At 54.1% G+C, this 17,363-nt stretch carries 18 protein-coding genes; 1 reads left to right on the top strand and 17 read right to left on the bottom strand.

What is annotated here, in order from left to right; all coding sequences use genetic code 11:
* Positions 1-9 precede the first annotated feature (9 nt).
* Together yqeH and BN1190_RS09475 are read right to left on the bottom strand one after the other, a co-directional pair.
* On the bottom strand, positions 10-1,113 hold the full coding sequence (gene yqeH / locus BN1190_RS09470) for a ribosome biogenesis GTPase YqeH (protein ID WP_040286670.1): 1,104 nt from the start codon (positions 1,111-1,113) through the stop codon (positions 10-12).
* Positions 1,110-1,628: a YqeG family HAD IIIA-type phosphatase gene (locus BN1190_RS09475; RefSeq protein ID WP_040287257.1), complete on the bottom strand. Its 519-nt coding sequence runs from the start codon at positions 1,626-1,628 to the stop codon at positions 1,110-1,112. Before BN1190_RS09475 ends, yqeH begins: the two co-directional genes overlap by 4 nt.
* A 176-nt stretch (positions 1,629-1,804) precedes the next feature.
* Here BN1190_RS09475 and sigK point away from each other — a divergent pair, with 176 nt between their 5' ends.
* Positions 1,805-2,509 carry an RNA polymerase sporulation sigma factor SigK gene (gene sigK / locus BN1190_RS09480; RefSeq protein ID WP_040286671.1) on the top strand — a complete coding sequence of 235 codons (705 nt, stop codon included), beginning with the start codon at positions 1,805-1,807 and terminating at the stop codon, positions 2,507-2,509.
* Positions 2,510-2,720: 211 nt separating this feature from the next.
* On the opposite strand, the gene mtnN is transcribed toward sigK, so the two are convergent.
* From mtnN to cymR, 15 genes are all read right to left on the bottom strand, one after another.
* Positions 2,721-3,416 carry a 5'-methylthioadenosine/S-adenosylhomocysteine nucleosidase gene (gene mtnN / locus BN1190_RS09485; protein ID WP_040286672.1) on the bottom strand — a complete coding sequence of 232 codons (696 nt, stop codon included), beginning with the start codon at positions 3,414-3,416 and terminating at the stop codon, positions 2,721-2,723.
* A gap of 28 nt (positions 3,417-3,444) precedes the next feature.
* Positions 3,445-4,164 carry a YrrS family protein gene (locus tag BN1190_RS09490; protein ID WP_040286673.1) on the bottom strand — a complete coding sequence of 240 codons (720 nt, stop codon included), beginning with the start codon at positions 4,162-4,164 and terminating at the stop codon, positions 3,445-3,447.
* Between the two features lie 102 nt (positions 4,165-4,266).
* Positions 4,267-4,740 carry a transcription elongation factor GreA gene (greA, locus tag BN1190_RS09495; protein ID WP_040286674.1) on the bottom strand — a complete coding sequence of 158 codons (474 nt, stop codon included), beginning with the start codon at positions 4,738-4,740 and terminating at the stop codon, positions 4,267-4,269.
* Positions 4,741-4,842: 102 nt separating this feature from the next.
* Positions 4,843-5,481 carry a uridine kinase gene (udk, locus tag BN1190_RS09500; RefSeq protein ID WP_040286675.1) on the bottom strand — a complete coding sequence of 213 codons (639 nt, stop codon included), beginning with the start codon at positions 5,479-5,481 and terminating at the stop codon, positions 4,843-4,845.
* Positions 5,482-5,519: 38 nt separating this feature from the next.
* Positions 5,520-6,155 (bottom strand): O-methyltransferase, encoded by a 636-nt coding sequence (locus BN1190_RS09505; protein WP_040286676.1) that lies wholly within the window; start codon positions 6,153-6,155, stop codon positions 5,520-5,522.
* A 23-nt stretch (positions 6,156-6,178) separates the two neighbouring features.
* Entirely contained in the window at positions 6,179-7,303 is a 1,125-nt protein-coding gene (gene mltG, locus BN1190_RS09510) for an endolytic transglycosylase MltG (protein ID WP_040286677.1), read from the bottom strand.
* Between the two features lie 107 nt (positions 7,304-7,410).
* Positions 7,411-7,707 carry a DUF1292 domain-containing protein gene (locus tag BN1190_RS09515; RefSeq protein ID WP_040286678.1) on the bottom strand — a complete coding sequence of 99 codons (297 nt, stop codon included), beginning with the start codon at positions 7,705-7,707 and terminating at the stop codon, positions 7,411-7,413.
* 13 nt (positions 7,708-7,720) lie between these two features.
* The gene (gene ruvX, locus BN1190_RS09520; RefSeq protein ID WP_040286679.1) at positions 7,721-8,137 is read right to left on the bottom strand and encodes a Holliday junction resolvase RuvX; all 417 of its coding nucleotides are present in this window, start codon (positions 8,135-8,137) and stop codon (positions 7,721-7,723) included.
* The gene (locus BN1190_RS09525; RefSeq protein ID WP_040286680.1) at positions 8,134-8,406 is read right to left on the bottom strand and encodes an IreB family regulatory phosphoprotein; all 273 of its coding nucleotides are present in this window, start codon (positions 8,404-8,406) and stop codon (positions 8,134-8,136) included. The genes ruvX and BN1190_RS09525 overlap by 4 nt, the downstream gene beginning before the upstream one ends.
* 82 nt (positions 8,407-8,488) lie before the next feature.
* A complete protein-coding gene (gene alaS, locus BN1190_RS09530) occupies positions 8,489-11,119 on the bottom strand; it encodes an alanine--tRNA ligase (protein WP_040286681.1) in 2,631 nt (876 codons plus the stop codon).
* A gap of 321 nt (positions 11,120-11,440) precedes the next feature.
* Positions 11,441-13,909 carry an SF1B family DNA helicase RecD2 gene (gene recD2 / locus BN1190_RS09535; RefSeq protein WP_040286682.1) on the bottom strand — a complete coding sequence of 823 codons (2,469 nt, stop codon included), beginning with the start codon at positions 13,907-13,909 and terminating at the stop codon, positions 11,441-11,443.
* A gap of 10 nt (positions 13,910-13,919) precedes the next feature.
* Positions 13,920-14,597, bottom strand: coding sequence for a tetratricopeptide repeat protein (locus tag BN1190_RS09540; protein ID WP_040286683.1), 678 nt, complete (start codon positions 14,595-14,597; stop codon positions 13,920-13,922).
* A 13-nt stretch (positions 14,598-14,610) separates the two neighbouring features.
* Positions 14,611-15,732 (bottom strand): tRNA 2-thiouridine(34) synthase MnmA, encoded by a 1,122-nt coding sequence (gene mnmA, locus BN1190_RS09545; RefSeq protein WP_276327492.1) that lies wholly within the window; start codon positions 15,730-15,732, stop codon positions 14,611-14,613.
* A 16-nt stretch (positions 15,733-15,748) separates the two neighbouring features.
* A complete protein-coding gene (locus BN1190_RS09550; protein ID WP_040286684.1) occupies positions 15,749-16,906 on the bottom strand; it encodes a cysteine desulfurase family protein in 1,158 nt (385 codons plus the stop codon).
* 15 nt (positions 16,907-16,921) lie between these two features.
* Entirely contained in the window at positions 16,922-17,344 is a 423-nt protein-coding gene (gene cymR, locus BN1190_RS09555; protein ID WP_040286685.1) for a cysteine metabolism transcriptional regulator CymR, read from the bottom strand.
* Positions 17,345-17,363 lie beyond the last annotated feature (19 nt).

The following is a 17,363-nucleotide window of genomic DNA, read 5'->3' on the forward strand; positions in this document are numbered from 1 at the left end:
CCCTCCTTGTCAGATCAGCGAATTGCGCACGACAACATCGACACCGCGAGGCGCGTGAACAGCCACCACGACGTCCGCATGCTGAACTGTGATCCAGCCGAGACCCGAAATGACCAGATCGGTCTTCGGTTTCTTGATGGAGAATTCATGCCGTACGAGTTCGGGAAAGCGTTCAAGCGACTGTGGTCCCGGGGGAGAGAGAAGCTCTCCAAGATGCGATGCGTACAGTTCATCAGCATTTTCGAGTTTTGTCCGGTGAACGTTCAGGCCATTCGCCGCGTAGATGTTGAAGGAAGAGCGTCCGCCCTGCAGGAAATCGAACCTCGCAAGACCTCCGATGAACAGCGTCTGTTCGGCATTCAGCTGGAACACTGTCGGCTTCAGTTCCTTTTTCGGCGTGATCGCCTTCAATTCGCTCGGGTCCAGGTAATGGGCCATCTGATGGTCGTTGATAATACCTGGTGTGTCATAGATCGCCTTTCCGTCATCAAGCGGGATTTCCACAAGATCGAGTGTAGTCCCCGGGAAGTGGGAAGTGGTGATCACTTCGCCTGTGCCTGTTGCATTTTTGATGATCCGGTTGATGAATGTCGACTTGCCGACATTTGTGCAGCCGACGACATAGACATCTTTGCCGCGCCGCAGTTCCTCGATGCGCTCCAGCGCCTCTGGAACGCCCTGGCCTTTCGCCGCGGACACCAGCAGGACATCGGCGGGCTTCAGTCCGAGTTTCGCGGCCGCTTCCTTCATCCAATTGATCAGCTTCGTCCGTTTGACGGACTTCGGCAGCACATCGGCTTTGTTGCCGATCAGCAGGATATCCTTCTTCCCGACGAATCGCTGCAGGCCGTGGATCCAGCTTCCATTAAAGTCGAAGATGTCGACAACCAGGACGACGAGACCGCTCCTGTCGCCGATACCGTTCAGAATTGCCAGGAAGTCATCCCCTGATAATGACACAGGCTGCAGCTCGTTATAATTCCGCAGCCGGAAACAGCGCTGGCAGATGACTTCTTCTTTCTCCAGGGATGCTGGCGGTGCATAACCTTCTTTGCCGGGCTGCTCGGTCTGGATTGCAATACCGCAGCCAATACACGTAAGTTCCAAATTCATTCCTCCCAAGATATGAGCCCTTTTTGCTTGAGCTTGTTCATGATGCGTCTTTCGATCTGCCGGTTGAATTTTGTCATCTTGGCATCCGAGCCTGCGACAGGCACGACAAGGATCGTATGGAGTCCGAACCGGTTGCCGCCGAGGACATCCGTCATCAGCTGGTCACCGATCATGACGACTTCCTCCTTTTTCAGGCCCATCTGATTGATCGCCTTCCTGAACGCCTTCTTCATCGGTTTTCTGGCGGAAAAGATGAACGGCGTCCCGATCGGATCACAAAATGACTTAACACGGAGTTCGTTGTTATTGGACAGGATGGTGACCTGGAGACCGGCTTCCTGCATGTCCTTTATCCACGTAGCGATTTCAGGGGTTGCGTCAGCACGGTCCCACGCAACCAGTGTGTTGTCCAGATCCGTGATGATCCCTTTGATACCTTTTTCTTTAAGCGCCTCAGCCGACAGCTGATAAACGTCTTTAATGTATTCGTCAGGCAGGAAATAGTTGTACATCATATCCACTCCGTTACTGTGCAGTTTCGCACTCATTATATCATAACCTTGCATGAACCTTCTAAGACCGGCCGGCACCAGCCGCTGGATCCGAAAACTGCTCGTCCGTCAAAATGGCCGGTGATACGCCAAGTTTCCGGTGCATAGGATGTCAGACAACGACACAGGAGGTGGATCATTTGAGCGGCTTGGTGATGGCGTTTGTCCAATTTTGGCTGGAGATCCCCGCGATGCTCGGATACATCCGCGGCCAGGCTTTTAAACGTCCCCTTTCCAAGGAGCAGGAAGCGGACTGCCTTCGGCGGCTCTCCGAGGGGGATGAGGACGCCCGTGACGAACTGATCGAGCATAACATGCGGCTGGTCGCACATATCGTCAAGAAATTCCATCCGAAGCATGAGCAGCTGGATGATTATATTTCAATCGGCACGATCGGTCTCATGAAAGCTATTTCCAGTTACACACCGGACCGGAAGACGAAGCTTGCCACGTACGCTGCACGCTGTATCGAGAACGAAATCCTGATGTTCCTCCGGACGCAGAAAAAAACGCAGAAGGATATCTCCCTGCATGAGCCGATCGGTACCGACAGCGAGGGGCAGTCACTTGAGATCGGCGATCTGCTGGAGACTGACGAGGAGACGCCTTTCGAGCATGCAGAGTTCAACGAGCAGAAAGAGCGGCTCTACCGCCACCTGGACAAATTGGATGCCCGTGAAATGGAGATCATTGAGAAACGATTCGGCCTCCGTGATGACACACCGATGACACAGAAGGAGATTGCAGAGCAGCTGAACATTTCAAGAAGTTACGTTTCGCGGATTGAAAAACGGGCAATCGTGAAGCTGTATCAGCTGTTCAAACGGGAACAGCCCGCCGACTGAACAGCCAGCATGAGAAAAAGACGTCTCCAGCGGTCGTACCCTCGCTGGAGACGTCTTCACTGATTGGCTCAGTTGGCTTTGACTTCCCACATGATCACGCCGGCAATCGCGGACATGACGACAAAAACTCCTAACATCAGATACAGCATTCAGGTTTCCTCCTTGCGCTAAGGAATAATTGTGTTCTCTCTGATACCAGTCTACCACGAAATCAGGAAAGTTTCGAGAGGACTTCTTCCACAACTTCAGATGAATGCAGTGCCGCTGCAGGCAGGAATTCATCGAACGATACGGATGATTCCCTGCCGGCGATATCGGACAGCGCCCTGATGACGACGAACGGGACACCGAACTCATGGCAGACTTGCGCCACTGCGGCCGCTTCCATCTCTGTTGCAATCAGTTCAGGGAACTGCTCCTTCACTTTGAACACGCGTGCCGGGTCGCTCATGAATACGTCACCTGAGGCGATCAGACCTGTTGCGGACGGATGCTTGCCGACCGTTCCGACCGCTTCTGTTGCAATTGCCAGGAGCCGCTCGTCGGCTTTGTATGTGACCGGTCCGCCCGGTATTTGACCCCGTGCGTACCCGAACGCTGTCACATCGGCATCATGGTGCGTGACATCACTCGAAAGCACAACTGTGCCGACTTCCAGGTTCTCACCGATACCGCCTGCCGAACCGGTGTTCAGCACAGCATCCGGCTTGAACAGCTGGATGAGAAGCGTTGCCGCCACTGCAGCATTCACTTTTCCGATCCCGCTCTGTACCAGGACTGTTTTGCAGCCGGCAATATCTCCTTCATAAAATCTGCAGCCTGCAATCACTGTTTCTGCGGGCTGCCCCATCCGGTCTTTCAATATCGCGACCTCTTCCTCCATCGCGCCGATGATCCCTATCTTCATAGTTATGTCCTCCGTCCTGTCCGGCTCTTTAATAATTGAAATCCAACGTATTCAAGATGTCCATCTGCGTCGGCTTCCATCCTTCTCCGTCCACCCACTCCAGATAGACTCTGTATTTCTTCGACTTGTCTTTTGTCGAGACGATGCCGATCGACTTTTGCGGGCTGCCGCCGTTTTTGATCTTCCAGAAGATCAGATCGCTTTCCGGGACCCCGGTTGCATACGCAAGCGCCTTCTGTTTTTCCTTCCAGTCGGCAGAACTGCCGTCATACCGGGATACATGGTTTCCGGTCTGTGATGTGCCGATCGGCTCCCATGATGTATTGGTCATCGTCTCATCGACTACCGCATCTTCACTTGCGCTGTATGTAACCGTTCCTTCGTGTTTCTCGTCCTTTGAGCTTTCTGCGTCCTGTTCACCATCTTCGGACTCATCCTTCACTGTGCCTTCTGCCGTGTCGGACCCTTCTTCCTGATTGTCCGCAGTTTCCTCATCGCCGTCATCAGTCTCGCCTGAATCCGATTCAGCCAGCCCATCCTGATCGTCCAGCACGGTGTTCTCTTCAGGAGAATCATCTGTGACGGCGGCCTGATTGTCATCAGGTGCATTTCCGCCTGTGATGATCTTGACACCGACCAGAACGATTAGCAGGACAACAATCGCAATCATCCAATTGAGCATTTTATTCGCTTTGCTGTTCTGCCGCTTGCGGCGCACTCTCGAGAATTCCGGCTTCTGCTCACTCATCTGTCTTCAACTCCATTCCTGTCCGCCTATCCGATTGGACGTCCGGCGGCATCCGATGTTTCACGTAAAAAGCCGCCTTGGTGAGAAGGCGGCATCTCTATATTACTTCACTTCTGTTATTTCAACTTGCATTTCGCCGCCCGGTGTCGTGATTTTCACTTGGTCGCCCTTTTTATGGCCAAGAAGTCCTTTTGCGATCGGTGAGTCATTGGAGATGAGCCCTTCCAGCGGATCCGCCTCAGCAGATCCTACGATCGTATACGTTTCAGTATCGCCTTCAGGTATTTCCTTGAAGGTCACTGTGCTGCCCAGCTGCACTTCGTCTGTCACCGTGTCCTCCGAGATGATGACCGCATTCCGGATCATCGACTCAAGAGACGAGATCTTCCCTTCGATGAACGCCTGGTCCTCTTTCGCGGAATCATACTCCGAGTTCTCAGAGAGGTCCCCGTAGCTTCTTGCAATCTTGATGCGTTCGACGACTTCCTTACGCTTGACCGTCTTCAGCAGCTCAAGTTCTTCTTGTAATTTCTGTTTCCCCGCAACTGTCATCGGATATTTTTTTTCAGAAACCATTTATCTCACTCCTCAATTTGCAAAATCATCAAAATAATATGTCGCACCTAGGAAAAGGTATGCGACATAGCGTCTATTATATGAATATCTGACAACATCATATTACAAATCATTGCCAGAATCAAGAATTGTTTTTATTTTCGTTACCATGAGGTCAATTGCGACTTCGTTATGGCCGCCTTCCGGGATGATTATATCAGCATAACGCTTCGTCGGTTCGATGAACTGGTTATGCATCGGCCGCACGACATTCATGTACTGATCGATGACAGATTCGATTGTCCGTCCGCGTTCGTTGATATCCCGCAGGATCCGCCGGATGATCCTCAGATCCGCATCCGTATCGACGAACAGTTTGATGTCCATGAGATTTCGGAGCCGCTGATCCTCCAAAATGAGGATACCTTCCAAGATGATGACATCTTTCGGGGCGATTGCGATCGTCTCCGCTGCGCGTGTATGGAGCTCGTAATCATAGACCGGTTTCTCGATCGGCTGCCGGACGAGAAGTTTTTCGATATCCTCTATCAGCAGATCCGTATCGAATGCGAGCGGGTGATCATAGTTTGTTGCAAGCCGCTCCTCAAATCGGAGGTGCGACTGGTCCTTGTAATAGAAATCCTGTTCGATCACGACGACGGAATGCTCCTTGAAGACGTTGTGGATCTTTTTCGTAACACTTGTTTTCCCAGACCCTGAGCCGCCTGCGATGCCGATGACTAGCGGTTTCTGTGTTCCCATCTGTACAGTTTCCTCCTCTGCCGGCCCGTTCGGCAAGTTTACAGCTTGCGGGCAATTAAAATACCATCGCCGACCGGGATCAGCGATGTGGCGAATGCCGGATTTGCCATGATCCATTCGGTGAACGACTTCAAGTTGCGGATCATTGTCCTGCTGCGCTTCGGGATCTCTCCATCTTCGAGGAACGCCAGCCCGTGCATGAACATATTGTCACAGTAGATGATCCCGCCTTCACGGACAGCCGGCGTGTACTTTTCAAAGAAACGCTTGTACTGGCCTTTGGCCGCGTCGATGAAAAGGGCGTCGTACTGGCGGAACGGCAACTCGGAGTCATCGAACAGCAAGGCATCATCCAGGAAAAGACGGATGCTGCCGGACAGACCTGCCCGGGTGATATATTCGGCAGCTTTTGCATGCCGATCGCTGTCCCTCTCGATCGTCGAGACATGCAGTCCGGGGACTGCGCGGGCAAGGCGTATTGCCGAGTACCCGATCGCACTGCCGATTTCCAGCAGCCGTCCAGGCTGCTGGATCGTCAGGAGACCGATGAACGTGTCGAGACCTTCCCGATCCATGATGGGGACACGATTCTCTTCCGCATACGTTTCCATCTCCCCGATCAGGGGATCGGTTTCATTATCAAACCGTTTCCGGTATGTTACATAATCGGACATGCTGCGCACTCCATTCCATGCAATTACTTGCCGTCGATATATTTCGCTTTCAGTTTCAGGTGGTCGTCATACGTCTTGGCAAAATGGTTCTTCCCTGTCTTGTCAGCCAGGAAGTAGAAATAGCCCGTATCGGACGGATCGATGACCGCTTCGATCGATTCAGCCCCCGGAGCGGCGATCGGACCGGGCGGAAGTCCTTTGTTCTGATACGTATTGTAAGCGTTCTTCACTTCGAGGTCCTTATGGGTCACTTTGTCCTTATGCTCACCGAGTGAATACAGGACGGTCGGATCCGTCTGCAGCGGCATCTCGGCCTCCAGACGGTTGTTGAACACACTTGCAATCGTCTGCCGGTCCGCCTGCGCTGTCGCTTCCCTCTCCAGCAGGGAGGCGAATGTCAGAAGCCAGTGGACGGATTTCTTCTGCTCTTCAAGAGTGGCAAGATATGGCGTCACATTCGCCTGCGTGCCGTCGACCATTGTCTCCACGATCGTCTGGACGGTCGGCTTTTCCTCGTAGAACGGATAGGTCGCCGGAAACAGATAGCCTTCAAGCGGATGCCGGATCTCTTCGTTCTTGACCTCGTCCGTGATGATTTCAGGATAGGCGGCCTGCAAGTTCTCGATCGTCGCATCCGCATCGACATAATCCATGAATTCCTCAGCCGTGATATCCGTTTTCGCTGCTACCCGTTCCGCGATTTGATCGACCGTCAGGCCTTCAGGGATTGTCATCGTGAATACAGGAGTCCGGTAGACTTTCCCTGTCTTCAGACTCTGCAGCAGCTCATCCGGCGTCATTGCAGCCGAGAGCTCGTACGTACCGGCCTGGAAATCCGCTTCGTTATTCACTTTCGCATAATACTTGAAGATCCTGGAGTTTTTGACCAGCCCTTTTTCCTCCAGTATATCGGAGATCGTATCGAGCCCTGATCCTATGGGGATTTCCACCTGCACGGTCTTCTCGGTGTTTTCATCCATCGGCTGCAGTGCACTTTTTATGTATCGGTATCCGAAAAATCCTGTTATGGCGGTAACCAGAATAATCGCCAGAGCAATCCACAATACGATCTTGCGGACAGTGCGGACTTCTCTCTTCTGCTCTTGCATTCGTTCGAACATGACTTCCTTTTTTGACCCTTTCGCCATCCGGGTGTCACCTCTTTCTTGTTGGATCACTTGCAGTTGCGATCAGCAGCTTGCCAGCAAAGAAAAAAACGGAACGGTGTGCACCGTTCCGTACGTGCGCATATGGCTTACTCGTCTTCTTCGTCCTGCTCGTCAAGGAATGTACCGAAAACTTCTTCGATCATTTCCCACTCTTCGTCGGTTTCGACAGGCATCAGATCGCCGTCTTCCCCGTCTTCTGAAGGGACGAAGCTGGAAGCGAAGATTTCGATCTCCTCGTCGTCATCTTTCGGCTCGTCACCGAGTACGTGGTACAGGACATATGATTTTCCATAATCTTCGGATTCAAATGTGAAAATCACTTCGCACACATGCTCCGTTTCGTTTTCATCGACAATAGTCATTGTTTCCATTCCGTGTTCCATGCGATCACCTCATCTAGTTTTTTGAGTCAAGATATCCTTGCAGAATCATGACAGCTGCCATCTTATCGATGACTGTCTTGCGTTTCTTCCGGCTGACATCCGCTTCGATCAGCATCCGTTCCGCAGCCATCGTCGTCATACGCTCGTCCCACAATATGGCCGGCAGCCCGAACTTCTCTTCGAGTGCCTTTGCATACCGTTCGGATGCCTCAGCACGCGGGCCTGCCGTGTTGTTCATATTCTTCGGATAGCCGACGACGAAGGAACTGATATCATGCTCCTTCACAAGCTCCTTTATCCGTTTCATGCCGAAGTTTCCGATGCTTTCATCGATCTTGATGGTCTCGATGCCCTGGGCAGTCCAGCCCATGGCGTCACTGACCGCCACACCGACGGTTTTGGAGCCTACGTCCAGCCCCATCACCTTCACTTCGCACCGCCTCCGTTTTCACGGATATAGAACTTGACCAGTTCCTCCAGTATCTCATCCCGTTCCAATTTGCGGATCATGTTGCGAGCATCCTCATGACGCGGAATGTAAGCAGGATCGCCTGAAAGCAAATAGCCAACAAGCTGATTGATGGGATTGTATCCTTTTTCCTCTAATGCTCTGTAAACATGGAGCATGACCTGCTGCACTTCCTGCTCCATCGATTCCTCAGGAAAATTGAACTTCATCGTTTTGTCATATGAATTCACAATCGACACCCCGCTTTCAATTCATCCGATCCGCCGGACGCCCCAGCATGTTGCGGGCCGCTGGGACGGCAGCCGAAATCAGTTAAACAGATTTGACATAATCATACACGGAAAGCAGCGCTTCATCAAGTTTAGAGGCATCTTTTGCGCCAGCCATCGCCATATCCGGACGGCCGCCGCCTTTCCCGCCGCACAGTGATGCGGTGTGGCTGACGATTTTACCGGCGTGCTGCTGTCCTTTCAGATCGTCCGTGACACCGGCAGCAAGCATCACTTTGCCGTCGGCCGCCGCTCCGAGGACGATGACACCTTTTTCCACTTTCTGTTTCAGTTCATCGATCATCTGGCGGAGTGAATTGTTGTCTTTCGCGTCCACACGGGAAGCGATGACGGTCATGTCATCGATCTGCTTTGCATTCGCCAGAACGTCGGTCAGCTGACTGTTGCCGAGCTTCGCAGTCAGGGAGTCGTTTTCCCGCTGCAGCTCTTTCATATCCGCCATAAGCGCTTCGGCTTTGCCTGCCAGTTCTTTCGGGTTTGCCTTCAAGAGGGCCGCCGCCTGAGAGAGCATTGCCGCCTCCTCTTTGAATGAACGGTAGGCCTGCTTGGCTGTGACCGCTTCAATCCGTCTGGTGCCTGCCCCGATGCCGCCTTCCGATTCGATTTTGAAGACACCGATCTCCCCGCTCGAATGGACGTGGCAGCCGCCGCATAGTTCCAGAGAATAATCACCGACTGAAACAACCCGCACGACGTCGCCGTACTTCTCGCCGAAGAGAGCCATCGCTCCCATGTTTTTCGCTTCTTCGATCCCTTTCTGTTCGATCGTCACAGCGATATCTTCCCAGATCTTTTCATTGACCATGCGTTCAATCTGCTCGAGCTCCTCTTTCGTGACCTGTCCGAAGTGGGAGAAGTCGAACCGCAGCCGGTCAGGTCCGACGTAGGAGCCTGCCTGATTGACGTGCTCACCCAATACGGTTTTCAGCGCGCGGTGCAGCAGGTGGGTCGCCGTGTGGTTCTTCACAGTCAGCGCACGATCTGCACGATTCACCTGTGCACGGACGAACGTCATCGGTGACGCTTCACCAGAACGCACGACCGCTGTGTGGAGATGCTGTCCATTCGGCGCTTTCTTCACTGATGTGACGTCTGCTGTGAACGAGTCATTCATGATGGTCCCCTTGTCCGCGATCTGACCGCCGCTCTCTGCGTAGAACGGTGTCCGGTCGAGGATGAATTGGAATTCATCCCCTTCGGAAGCCTGCTGCGTAAGCTGGCCGTCTTTCAGCAGGACGATGATCTTCGATTCGCTTTCGAGTTGTTCGTAGCCGACGAATTCACTCGGCTCCTGGATTTCTCCGAGGACTCCCGACTGGACATGCATCGAATCGACATCCTGCCGGGCTTTCCTCGCCCGGTCCCTCTGCGCTTCCATCTCGCTGCGGAACCCTTCCTCATCCACCGCGATACCGGCTTCTTCTGCGAACTCCTCAGTCAGTTCAAACGGGAATCCGTATGTGTCGTACAGCCGGAATGCATCTGTCCCTGACACTATCGGATGCTCAGATTTTTTTGCTTCCGCCAGAATACCGTTCAGCATGCTGAGCCCTTCGTTCAGTGTTTCGTGGAAGCGGTCTTCCTCGTTTTTCACGACTTTCATGATGAATTCCTGTTTTTCTTTCACTTGCGGATAGAAGTCGGCCATTTTGTCCGCCACGATCGGTACAAGGTCATACATGAATGGCCGGTCGATGCCAAGCTGCTTGGCGAAGCGGACTGCACGGCGCAGCAGGCGGCGCAGCACGTAGCCCCTTCCTTCGTTGGACGGCAGCGCACCGTCCCCGATGGCGAACGCCACAGTACGGATGTGGTCGGCGATCACTTTGAATGCCGTGTCTTTTTCTGCCGTCTCGCCGTATTTTTCACCGGAAACCTTCTCCACAGCATGGATGATCGGCAGGAACAGATCCGTGTCGAAGTTGGTCGGCACGCCCTGTATGACGGACGCCATCCGCTCGAGCCCCATTCCCGTATCGATGTTTTTCTTCGGAAGCGGGGTATATGTGTTGTCCGGGTTGTGATTGAATTCCGAGAACACGAGATTCCAGATTTCAAGGTAGCGGTCGTTCTCGCCGCCCGGATACAGTTCCGGATCCGAGAAATCGTCTCCATAGGACGGACCTCTGTCGTAGAAGATCTCGGAGTTCGGTCCGCTCGGTCCTTCCCCGATATCCCAGAAGTTCCCTTCGAGCCGGATGATCCGCTCTTCAGGGATGCCGACTTCGTCTTTCCAGATGGAGTATGCCTCCTCGTCCTCGGGATGGACCGTGACGGACAGCAGACTGCTGTCGAAACCGATCCAGTCAGGATGTGTCAGGAATTCCCATGCGTACAGGATCGCTTCCTTCTTGAAATAGTCACCGATGGAAAAGTTTCCGAGCATTTCAAAGAATGTATGGTGACGGGCTGTCTTCCCGACATTCTCGATATCATTCGTACGGATCGATTTCTGTGCGTTGACAATCCTCGGATTGGCCGGTACGACCCGGCCGTCAAAATATTTCTTCAGAGTTGCGACTCCGCTGTTGATCCATAGCAGGGAAGCATCGTCGATCGGCACGAGCGGGGCGGATGGCTCCACGGCGTGGCCTTTCGACTGGAAGTACTCCAAGAACAGGTTTCGTATTTCCGAAGCGGTCAATGATTTCATCTGTATTCCTCCTAAAAGATATGCTGTTCGGCTGTAAATCCGCAAAAAACAAAAAACTCCGCCCCCTGGAAAGGGGCGAAGCTCGATTCGCGGTACCACCCTCGTTGCCGCCGGTCGTGACTGGCGGTATCTTGAGTTGCTTTAACGCAGCAGACGGCAGGGTTTTCCCCCTGCACTCCGGAGCAGCTTTCAGCAAATGCCGCATGAGCATCCTTTCAGCCAGGGGATGCCTTTCTGGTCATGCAGGCGAATGCCTACTTCCTCCATCAACGTGTTGGTCTTACATGTCTACTTGGATTATAAGGAAGCATCCGCACGTTGTCAATCCGCGGTTTCAAGAAAATCATACGGACTTACACCCTGCATACCGATCATCGGGTCGACATGCAGGACGGTTTCCGCTGTCAGTTCTTCCGGCAGGACTTCCGGTGTGCTTTCCGTTTCATCTCCGGCCGGTTGTGCCTGTTCAGGCGCCCGATCCATATCCAGGCCGGCTTTCTGCGGTTCCTCTGCCGGCTGGGCAGGCGGTGTCTCGCCGTTCAGCCGTTCTTTCAGCGTCGTCTGCCGCTCCCTCTCGTCCACTCTGGCGATGCCTTCGGCGAATTCCTGCGGGCTGCCGCAGAGGATCAGGAAGTTCTTGGCGCGGGTGATGCCGGTGTACAGCAGGTTGCGCCGCAGCATTTTGCGGTGGCTGCGCACGACGGGCATGATCACCGTCGGAAACTCGCTTCCCTGGGATTTGTGGATGGAACAGCAGTAGGCCAGCGTCAGCTGGTTCAGATCCGGCCGCTCGTACGAAACTTCGATACCGTCGAATGAGACGACCATCAGATCCTTCTTTTCCACCGTCTCTTTCGCTTTCAGAATGGCGGTCACTTCGCCCATGTCCCCATTGAATACGTTGCTCTCCGGCTGGTTGACCAGCTGCAGCACCCGGTCGCCGATCCGGTAGGTCACATCACCGAACGTCACTTCCTTGCGCCCTGCGGCAGGCGGGTTCACCATCTCCTGGATGACCCTGTTCAGCGCGTCGATGCCTGCCGGACCCTTGTACATCGGAGCGAGGACCTGGACGTCCTTGATGGCCTGACCTTTTTTCATCGCATTCTTGACGATCTGGCTGACGACGGCCGTCACCTGTTCGGCATCTGTCCGGATGAAGGAACGGTCCCCTGTCTTGCCGGTGATATCCCCAAGCGGTTCGGACTGTTTGATGGCATGGGCGAGTTCGATGATCGTCGATCCCGCGCTCTGACGGTAAATTTCCGTCAGCTCGACGACCGGAATGACACCTGAAGTGAGCAGATCACGGAGCACTTGCCCCGGACCGACGGATGGCAGCTGATCCTGGTCGCCGACGAACAGCAGCTGCGCCCCTTTGCCGACCGCTTTCAAAAGCTGATGGGCCAGCCACGTATCGAGCATGGAGGCTTCGTCGATAATGACCAGACCTGCCTCGATTTCCCGCTCCGTCTCTTCTTCCTTCTCCTGTCCTGTGAAACCGAGCAGACGATGGATGGTCATCGCAGGGAGGCCAGTCGATTCGGAAAGACGTTTTGCCGCCCGGCCGGTCGGAGCGGCGAGGACGATCGGGAACGGTTCTTCTTTCTTGGCATATTCCTTCGGATCGAGCGACAGTCCGTGCAGTTCGGCATACACTTCAACCAGACCCCGTACGACTGTCGTCTTGCCGGTTCCCGGCCCGCCGGTCAAGATCATGACAGGTGAGTTGAGCGCCTTCTCGATTGCATCCGCCTGTGTCTCCGCATAACTGACGCCGATACGCTCTTCCGTTTCACCGATCGCTTTGCGTATTTCCGAGGAGGGGAACGCCCCGTCCCTGTCCTGATCCAGCAGCATGGCCATCTTTGCAGCGATGCCAAGTTCCGAAAAATAAAGGGACGGCATGTACAGCCGGCTCTGTTCCGCGCTGAGACGCCCTTCTTCCACAAGCATGATGATCGCTTCGGAAAGGAGCTTGAACGGTATTTCGAAAGGTTGGCTCATCTCGAGCAGTTTTTTCGATTCGGGCATCACTTGTGCGGCATCCAGGTAGACATGGCCCGATGACAGCGTTGCTGTGCTGATCGTATGGAGGACCGCCGCCTGGATTCTGGCCGTATGCGTTCCTGTGATGCCGAGCTGCCTGCCGAGTTCGTCCGCCCTCTGGAACCCGACCCCTTCGACGTCTTCGATCAGACGGTACGGGTTTTCGGTCAGCTTCTCGATCGTATCTTCCTGATACGTCTGATAGATCCGCATCGCAATCTGCGGTCCGAACCCCCACTCGTTCAAACGGACGATGGTACGCTCCAGCCCAAGATTCTCACGAAGGACGGATACGAGCGTCTCTTTCTTTTCTGCATTGAGTCTCGGGATTTCATCGAGCACATCTTCGTTTTCCAGGATTTTGCTGATCGCTTCCTGGCCGAGATGCTCGATGATCGTTTCCGCCGTCTTCCTGCCGATACCGGGGAACAGGTCCCCGGATAAGTAATGGATGAGCCCGGTTTCCGTGCCGGGAAGTTCTTTCCGGAACGTTTTCACCTCGAACTGGAGTCCGTAGGTCGGATGTGTGATCAGCCTGCCTGTGAACCTATAGTCCTCTTCCTCGGAAAGTCGCGGAAAACTTCCCTTCACGACGATTTCCTTCCCTTCAAAAGAGCAGTTCGTCTTTTTCACTTTCAGTTTGGCGATCGTGAACAGACTGTCCGGGTTGTGGAAAATCGTCACAACCGCCCGCCCGATCAGGAAGGGTTCTTCGGTATTCGCTATTTCGGACTGTCCCATCACAATCACCTCATTCCCCGCTGCTGCTGTTCTCTTCCCCCGTCAGGATCATGTCATGGATGTACCTCGCCTGGACATGTTCGGGATCGATGGTGAACGCACGTTCCAGGTGATGCAGCGCCTGCTCCCTGTCATCGGTGGAGACCGCGTACAGGAATCCTAAATTGAATTGTGCATCGGCATTTTCCGGGTTCTCATCGAGAAGCCGTTCGAATTCTTCTTTCGCCAGGTCATAGACACCTTCGTTCGCAAGGAGGATGCCATAGGACAGACGGATTTCCTGATCATCCGGCGCCAGCTCCAGAGCACGCTGCATGTATGGGAGGGCAAGCCGGCCCTTTTCTGCACGCTCCAGACTTTTGCCCAGCATATAATAGGCATCCGCTTCCTGCACACCCGCCTGGACCGCTTTCTCGTACAAAGTCGCCGCTTCGCCGTATCGTTCCTGGTTGAAATACAGATTGGCGAGCCCATAGAAAGCCGTCCCCATTTCCGGATCGAGGGTCAGCGCTTTCTGGAAGAAGGGCTCCGCTTTCTCCGTATCGCCGATGGATGCAAACACGTTCCCGACGTTCACATAGCCGACCGGATCATCCGGTGCTTCCTCAGCCGCCTTGATGAATTCCGCAACTGCCTTTTCAAAATTCCCGGCTTCCAATGCCTGGATCGCTTCTTCGTTATGTCCCATCCGAAATTCCTCCTTAACCGACGTAATCGAGTGTTGTGCCGTTCTTGATGACCGTATCGATCGTCCCGCCACCGAGGCATTCATCCCCATCATAGAACACGACAGCCTGACCCGGGGTGATGGCGCGGACTGGTGAATCGAAGATCACTTCAGCAGCATCTGCAGAGGTCATCTTCACTGTCACTCCGGTATCGGCCTGCCGGTACCTGAATTTTGCTGTACAGCGGAATTGTTCAGGCATCGGCTGTCCTCCCGTAAAACTGACGTCCGCTGCTGTCAGACTGTCCGAATATAATGCGTCATGATGGAATCCCTGTCCGACAAGCAGCGTGTTCGTTTTGAGGTCTTTGCCGATGACGAACCACGGCTCACCCGAACCGCCGATACCGAGGCCGTGCCGCTGACCGATCGTATAATACATGAGGCCGTCATGGCGCCCCATCCTTTCTCCGGACATCGTCTTCATATCACCCGGCTGGGCAGGCAGGTAATTGCCGAGGAATTCCTTGAAATTCCGTTCCCCGATGAAGCAGATGCCTGTCGAATCTTTTTTCTTTGCAGTGGCAAGTCCTGCCTCCTCTGCAATTTCACGGACCCGGCTCTTTTCCAGTTCACCGATCGGAAACATCACTTTGGACAGCTGGCCCTGTGACAGCTGATTCAGGAAATAGGTCTGATCTTTGTTGCTGTCGACGCCGCGCAGCATGGCGACCCCGTCTTCGGTTTCCGCAATCCGCGCATAGTGGCCGGTTGCGAGGAAATCCGCACCGAGACTCATCGCATGCGCCAGGAACGCCTTGAACTTGATTTCCTTATTGCACATGACGTCCGGGTTCGGCGTCCTGCCCGCTTTGTATTCGTCCAGGAAGTACGTGAACACTTTGTCCCAATATTGCTGTTCGAAGTTCACAGCATAATATGGGATGCCGATCTGGTTGCAGACACTGATGACGTCTTCGTAATCTTCCGTCGCCGTGCAGACTCCCGATTCATCCGTGTCATCCCAGTTTTTCATGAAGATGCCGATGACTTCGTATCCTTCCTGCTTCAGCAGGTAGGCGGCGACAGATGAATCGACCCCGCCCGACATCCCGACAACGACGCGCGTATCTTTTTTCGCTTTATCAATTCTCATCTTTTCGTTCATTCCTTTAATGTGTGGTAGTTGCAGTGCGTCCGATGATCCGCGCGGTCCGCTCGGCGGCTTCACGTACGTCCGCTTCCGTTGTGCCGTAACCGAAACTGAAGCGGACGGAACTTCTCAATTCCGGCGAGTCCCCTCCGAACATCGCGACCAGTACATGGGATGGATCCAGTGATCCTGCTGTGCATGCGGATCCGCTAGAGACGGATACGCCGTCCAAGTCCAGGTTGACAAGCAGCGATTCGATGTCCGTCCCCGGGAAATGGAAGTTCGCGATATGCGGCAGCTTCGGGACACCATCAATCACGTTCACCCGGTACTTGACACCTGCTGCATCGAAGACGTCCATCATCGCTGTTTCGAATTCCTTGCAGCGCACCGACTTCTCCAGCTGCTCGGCAGCAGCAAGACGGGCGGCTTCGGAAAATGCGAGGATTGCCGGCACATTTTCGGTACCCGCACGCCGTTTGCGTTCCTGGGAACCGCCGGTCAGCAGCGGTTTCAGGTCGATCCCTCTGCGCTGATACAGGAATCCAATGCCTTTCGGTCCGTTGACTTTATGGGCGGACACTGATAGAAGGTCCACTTGCAGATCCTGCACATCGATCGGCAGCATGCCGTATGCCTGTACAGCATCCGTATGGAATAGCGCCTGGTGACCGTCTAAGAGTCCGCCGATTTCCCGGATCGGCTGGATCGTGCCGACTTCGTTGTTGCCGTACATGACCGAGACAAGGATCGTATCATCACGAAGTGCATCAGCGACCTGTCCGGCGTCAATCCGGCCGTTCCTGTCAGGCTGAAGATAGGTGACTTCAAACCCATGCCGTTCAAGCTCACCGCACGTATTCAGGACTGCGTGGTGTTCGATCGCCGTCGTGATAATATGGCGGCCGAGGTGCGCCCGGCTTCCGGCTGTACCGGCAATCGCATAATTATCCGCTTCCGTACCGCCGGAAGTGAAGACGATCTCACCGGGGGCTGCATGGATCGTTCCCGCCAGGATCCGCCGGGCATCGTCTGTCCGCTTCCTCGCTTCCCGTCCATGACTGTGGACACTCGACGGATTGCCCGGGAGCGTCTGCATCGCTTCCATATATACAGCGGCAGCTTCCGGCCGGATCGGAGAAGTCGCCGCATGGTCCAGATAGATAGATGGTTTCATAATGGTAAACTCCTTTTAGATATAGAACATATAACCGTCGGGTTTCTCCTCATCCCGTTCGGCAAGTATCAAGTCTTCGATTGTCGTCGTATCCAGCACTTCTCGCACGGCTTCGCTGATTTTCAGCCAGAGCGACTGCTGCGGTATTTCCTCGCTGTCCAGCCCTTCGACGAGCTGGATCGGCCCCTCCAGCAGACGGACCACATCTCCCGCTGTCATTTCGCATGGTTCCTTGGACAGCTTGTAGCCGCCATATGCGCCGCGGATGCTCTTCACGAGCCCTCCGTTGCGCAGCAGCGGGATCAGCTGCTCCAGATACGCCTCCGACAGGGTCTGTTCTTCCGCGATTTTACGCAGGGGCACCGGTCCTTCTCCGTACCGTTTCCCGAGCTCCACGATAATGGTCAGTCCGTAGCGTCCTTTAGTTGAAATCCTCATCAGGCATCGTCCTCTTTTT

This window comes from Sporosarcina koreensis, from assembly GCF_000826145.2.
Classification (GTDB): Bacteria; Bacillota; Bacilli; order Bacillales_A; family Planococcaceae; genus Sporosarcina; species Sporosarcina trichiuri.

What these genes read in the sequence shown, in the direction of transcription:
- yqeH (WP_040286670.1), bottom strand. Translation starts at nt 1,113, where the DNA reads ATGAATTTGGAACTTACGTGTATTGGCTGCGGTATTGCAATCCAGACC.
- BN1190_RS09475 (WP_040287257.1), bottom strand. Translation starts at nt 1,628, where the DNA reads ATGATGTACAACTATTTCCTGCCTGACGAATACATTAAAGACGTTTAT.
- mtnN (WP_040286672.1), bottom strand. Translation starts at nt 3,416, where the DNA reads ATGAAGATAGGGATCATCGGCGCGATGGAGGAAGAGGTCGCGATATTG.
- BN1190_RS09490 (WP_040286673.1), bottom strand. Translation starts at nt 4,164, where the DNA reads ATGAGTGAGCAGAAGCCGGAATTCTCGAGAGTGCGCCGCAAGCGGCAG.
- greA (WP_040286674.1), bottom strand. Translation starts at nt 4,740, where the DNA reads ATGGTTTCTGAAAAAAAATATCCGATGACAGTTGCGGGGAAACAGAAA.
- udk (WP_040286675.1), bottom strand. Translation starts at nt 5,481, where the DNA reads ATGGGAACACAGAAACCGCTAGTCATCGGCATCGCAGGCGGCTCAGGG.
- BN1190_RS09505 (WP_040286676.1), bottom strand. Translation starts at nt 6,155, where the DNA reads ATGTCCGATTATGTAACATACCGGAAACGGTTTGATAATGAAACCGAT.
- mltG (WP_040286677.1), bottom strand. Translation starts at nt 7,303, where the DNA reads ATGGCGAAAGGGTCAAAAAAGGAAGTCATGTTCGAACGAATGCAAGAG.
- BN1190_RS09515 (WP_040286678.1), bottom strand. Translation starts at nt 7,707, where the DNA reads ATGGAACACGGAATGGAAACAATGACTATTGTCGATGAAAACGAAACG.
- alaS (WP_040286681.1), bottom strand. Translation starts at nt 11,119, where the DNA reads ATGAAATCATTGACCGCTTCGGAAATACGAAACCTGTTCTTGGAGTAC.
- recD2 (WP_040286682.1), bottom strand. Translation starts at nt 13,909, where the DNA reads ATGGGACAGTCCGAAATAGCGAATACCGAAGAACCCTTCCTGATCGGG.
- BN1190_RS09540 (WP_040286683.1), bottom strand. Translation starts at nt 14,597, where the DNA reads ATGGGACATAACGAAGAAGCGATCCAGGCATTGGAAGCCGGGAATTTT.
- mnmA (WP_276327492.1), bottom strand. Translation starts at nt 15,732, where the DNA reads ATGAGAATTGATAAAGCGAAAAAAGATACGCGCGTCGTTGTCGGGATG.
- BN1190_RS09550 (WP_040286684.1), bottom strand. Translation starts at nt 16,906, where the DNA reads ATGAAACCATCTATCTATCTGGACCATGCGGCGACTTCTCCGATCCGG.
- cymR (WP_040286685.1), bottom strand. Translation starts at nt 17,344, where the DNA reads ATGAGGATTTCAACTAAAGGACGCTACGGACTGACCATTATCGTGGAG.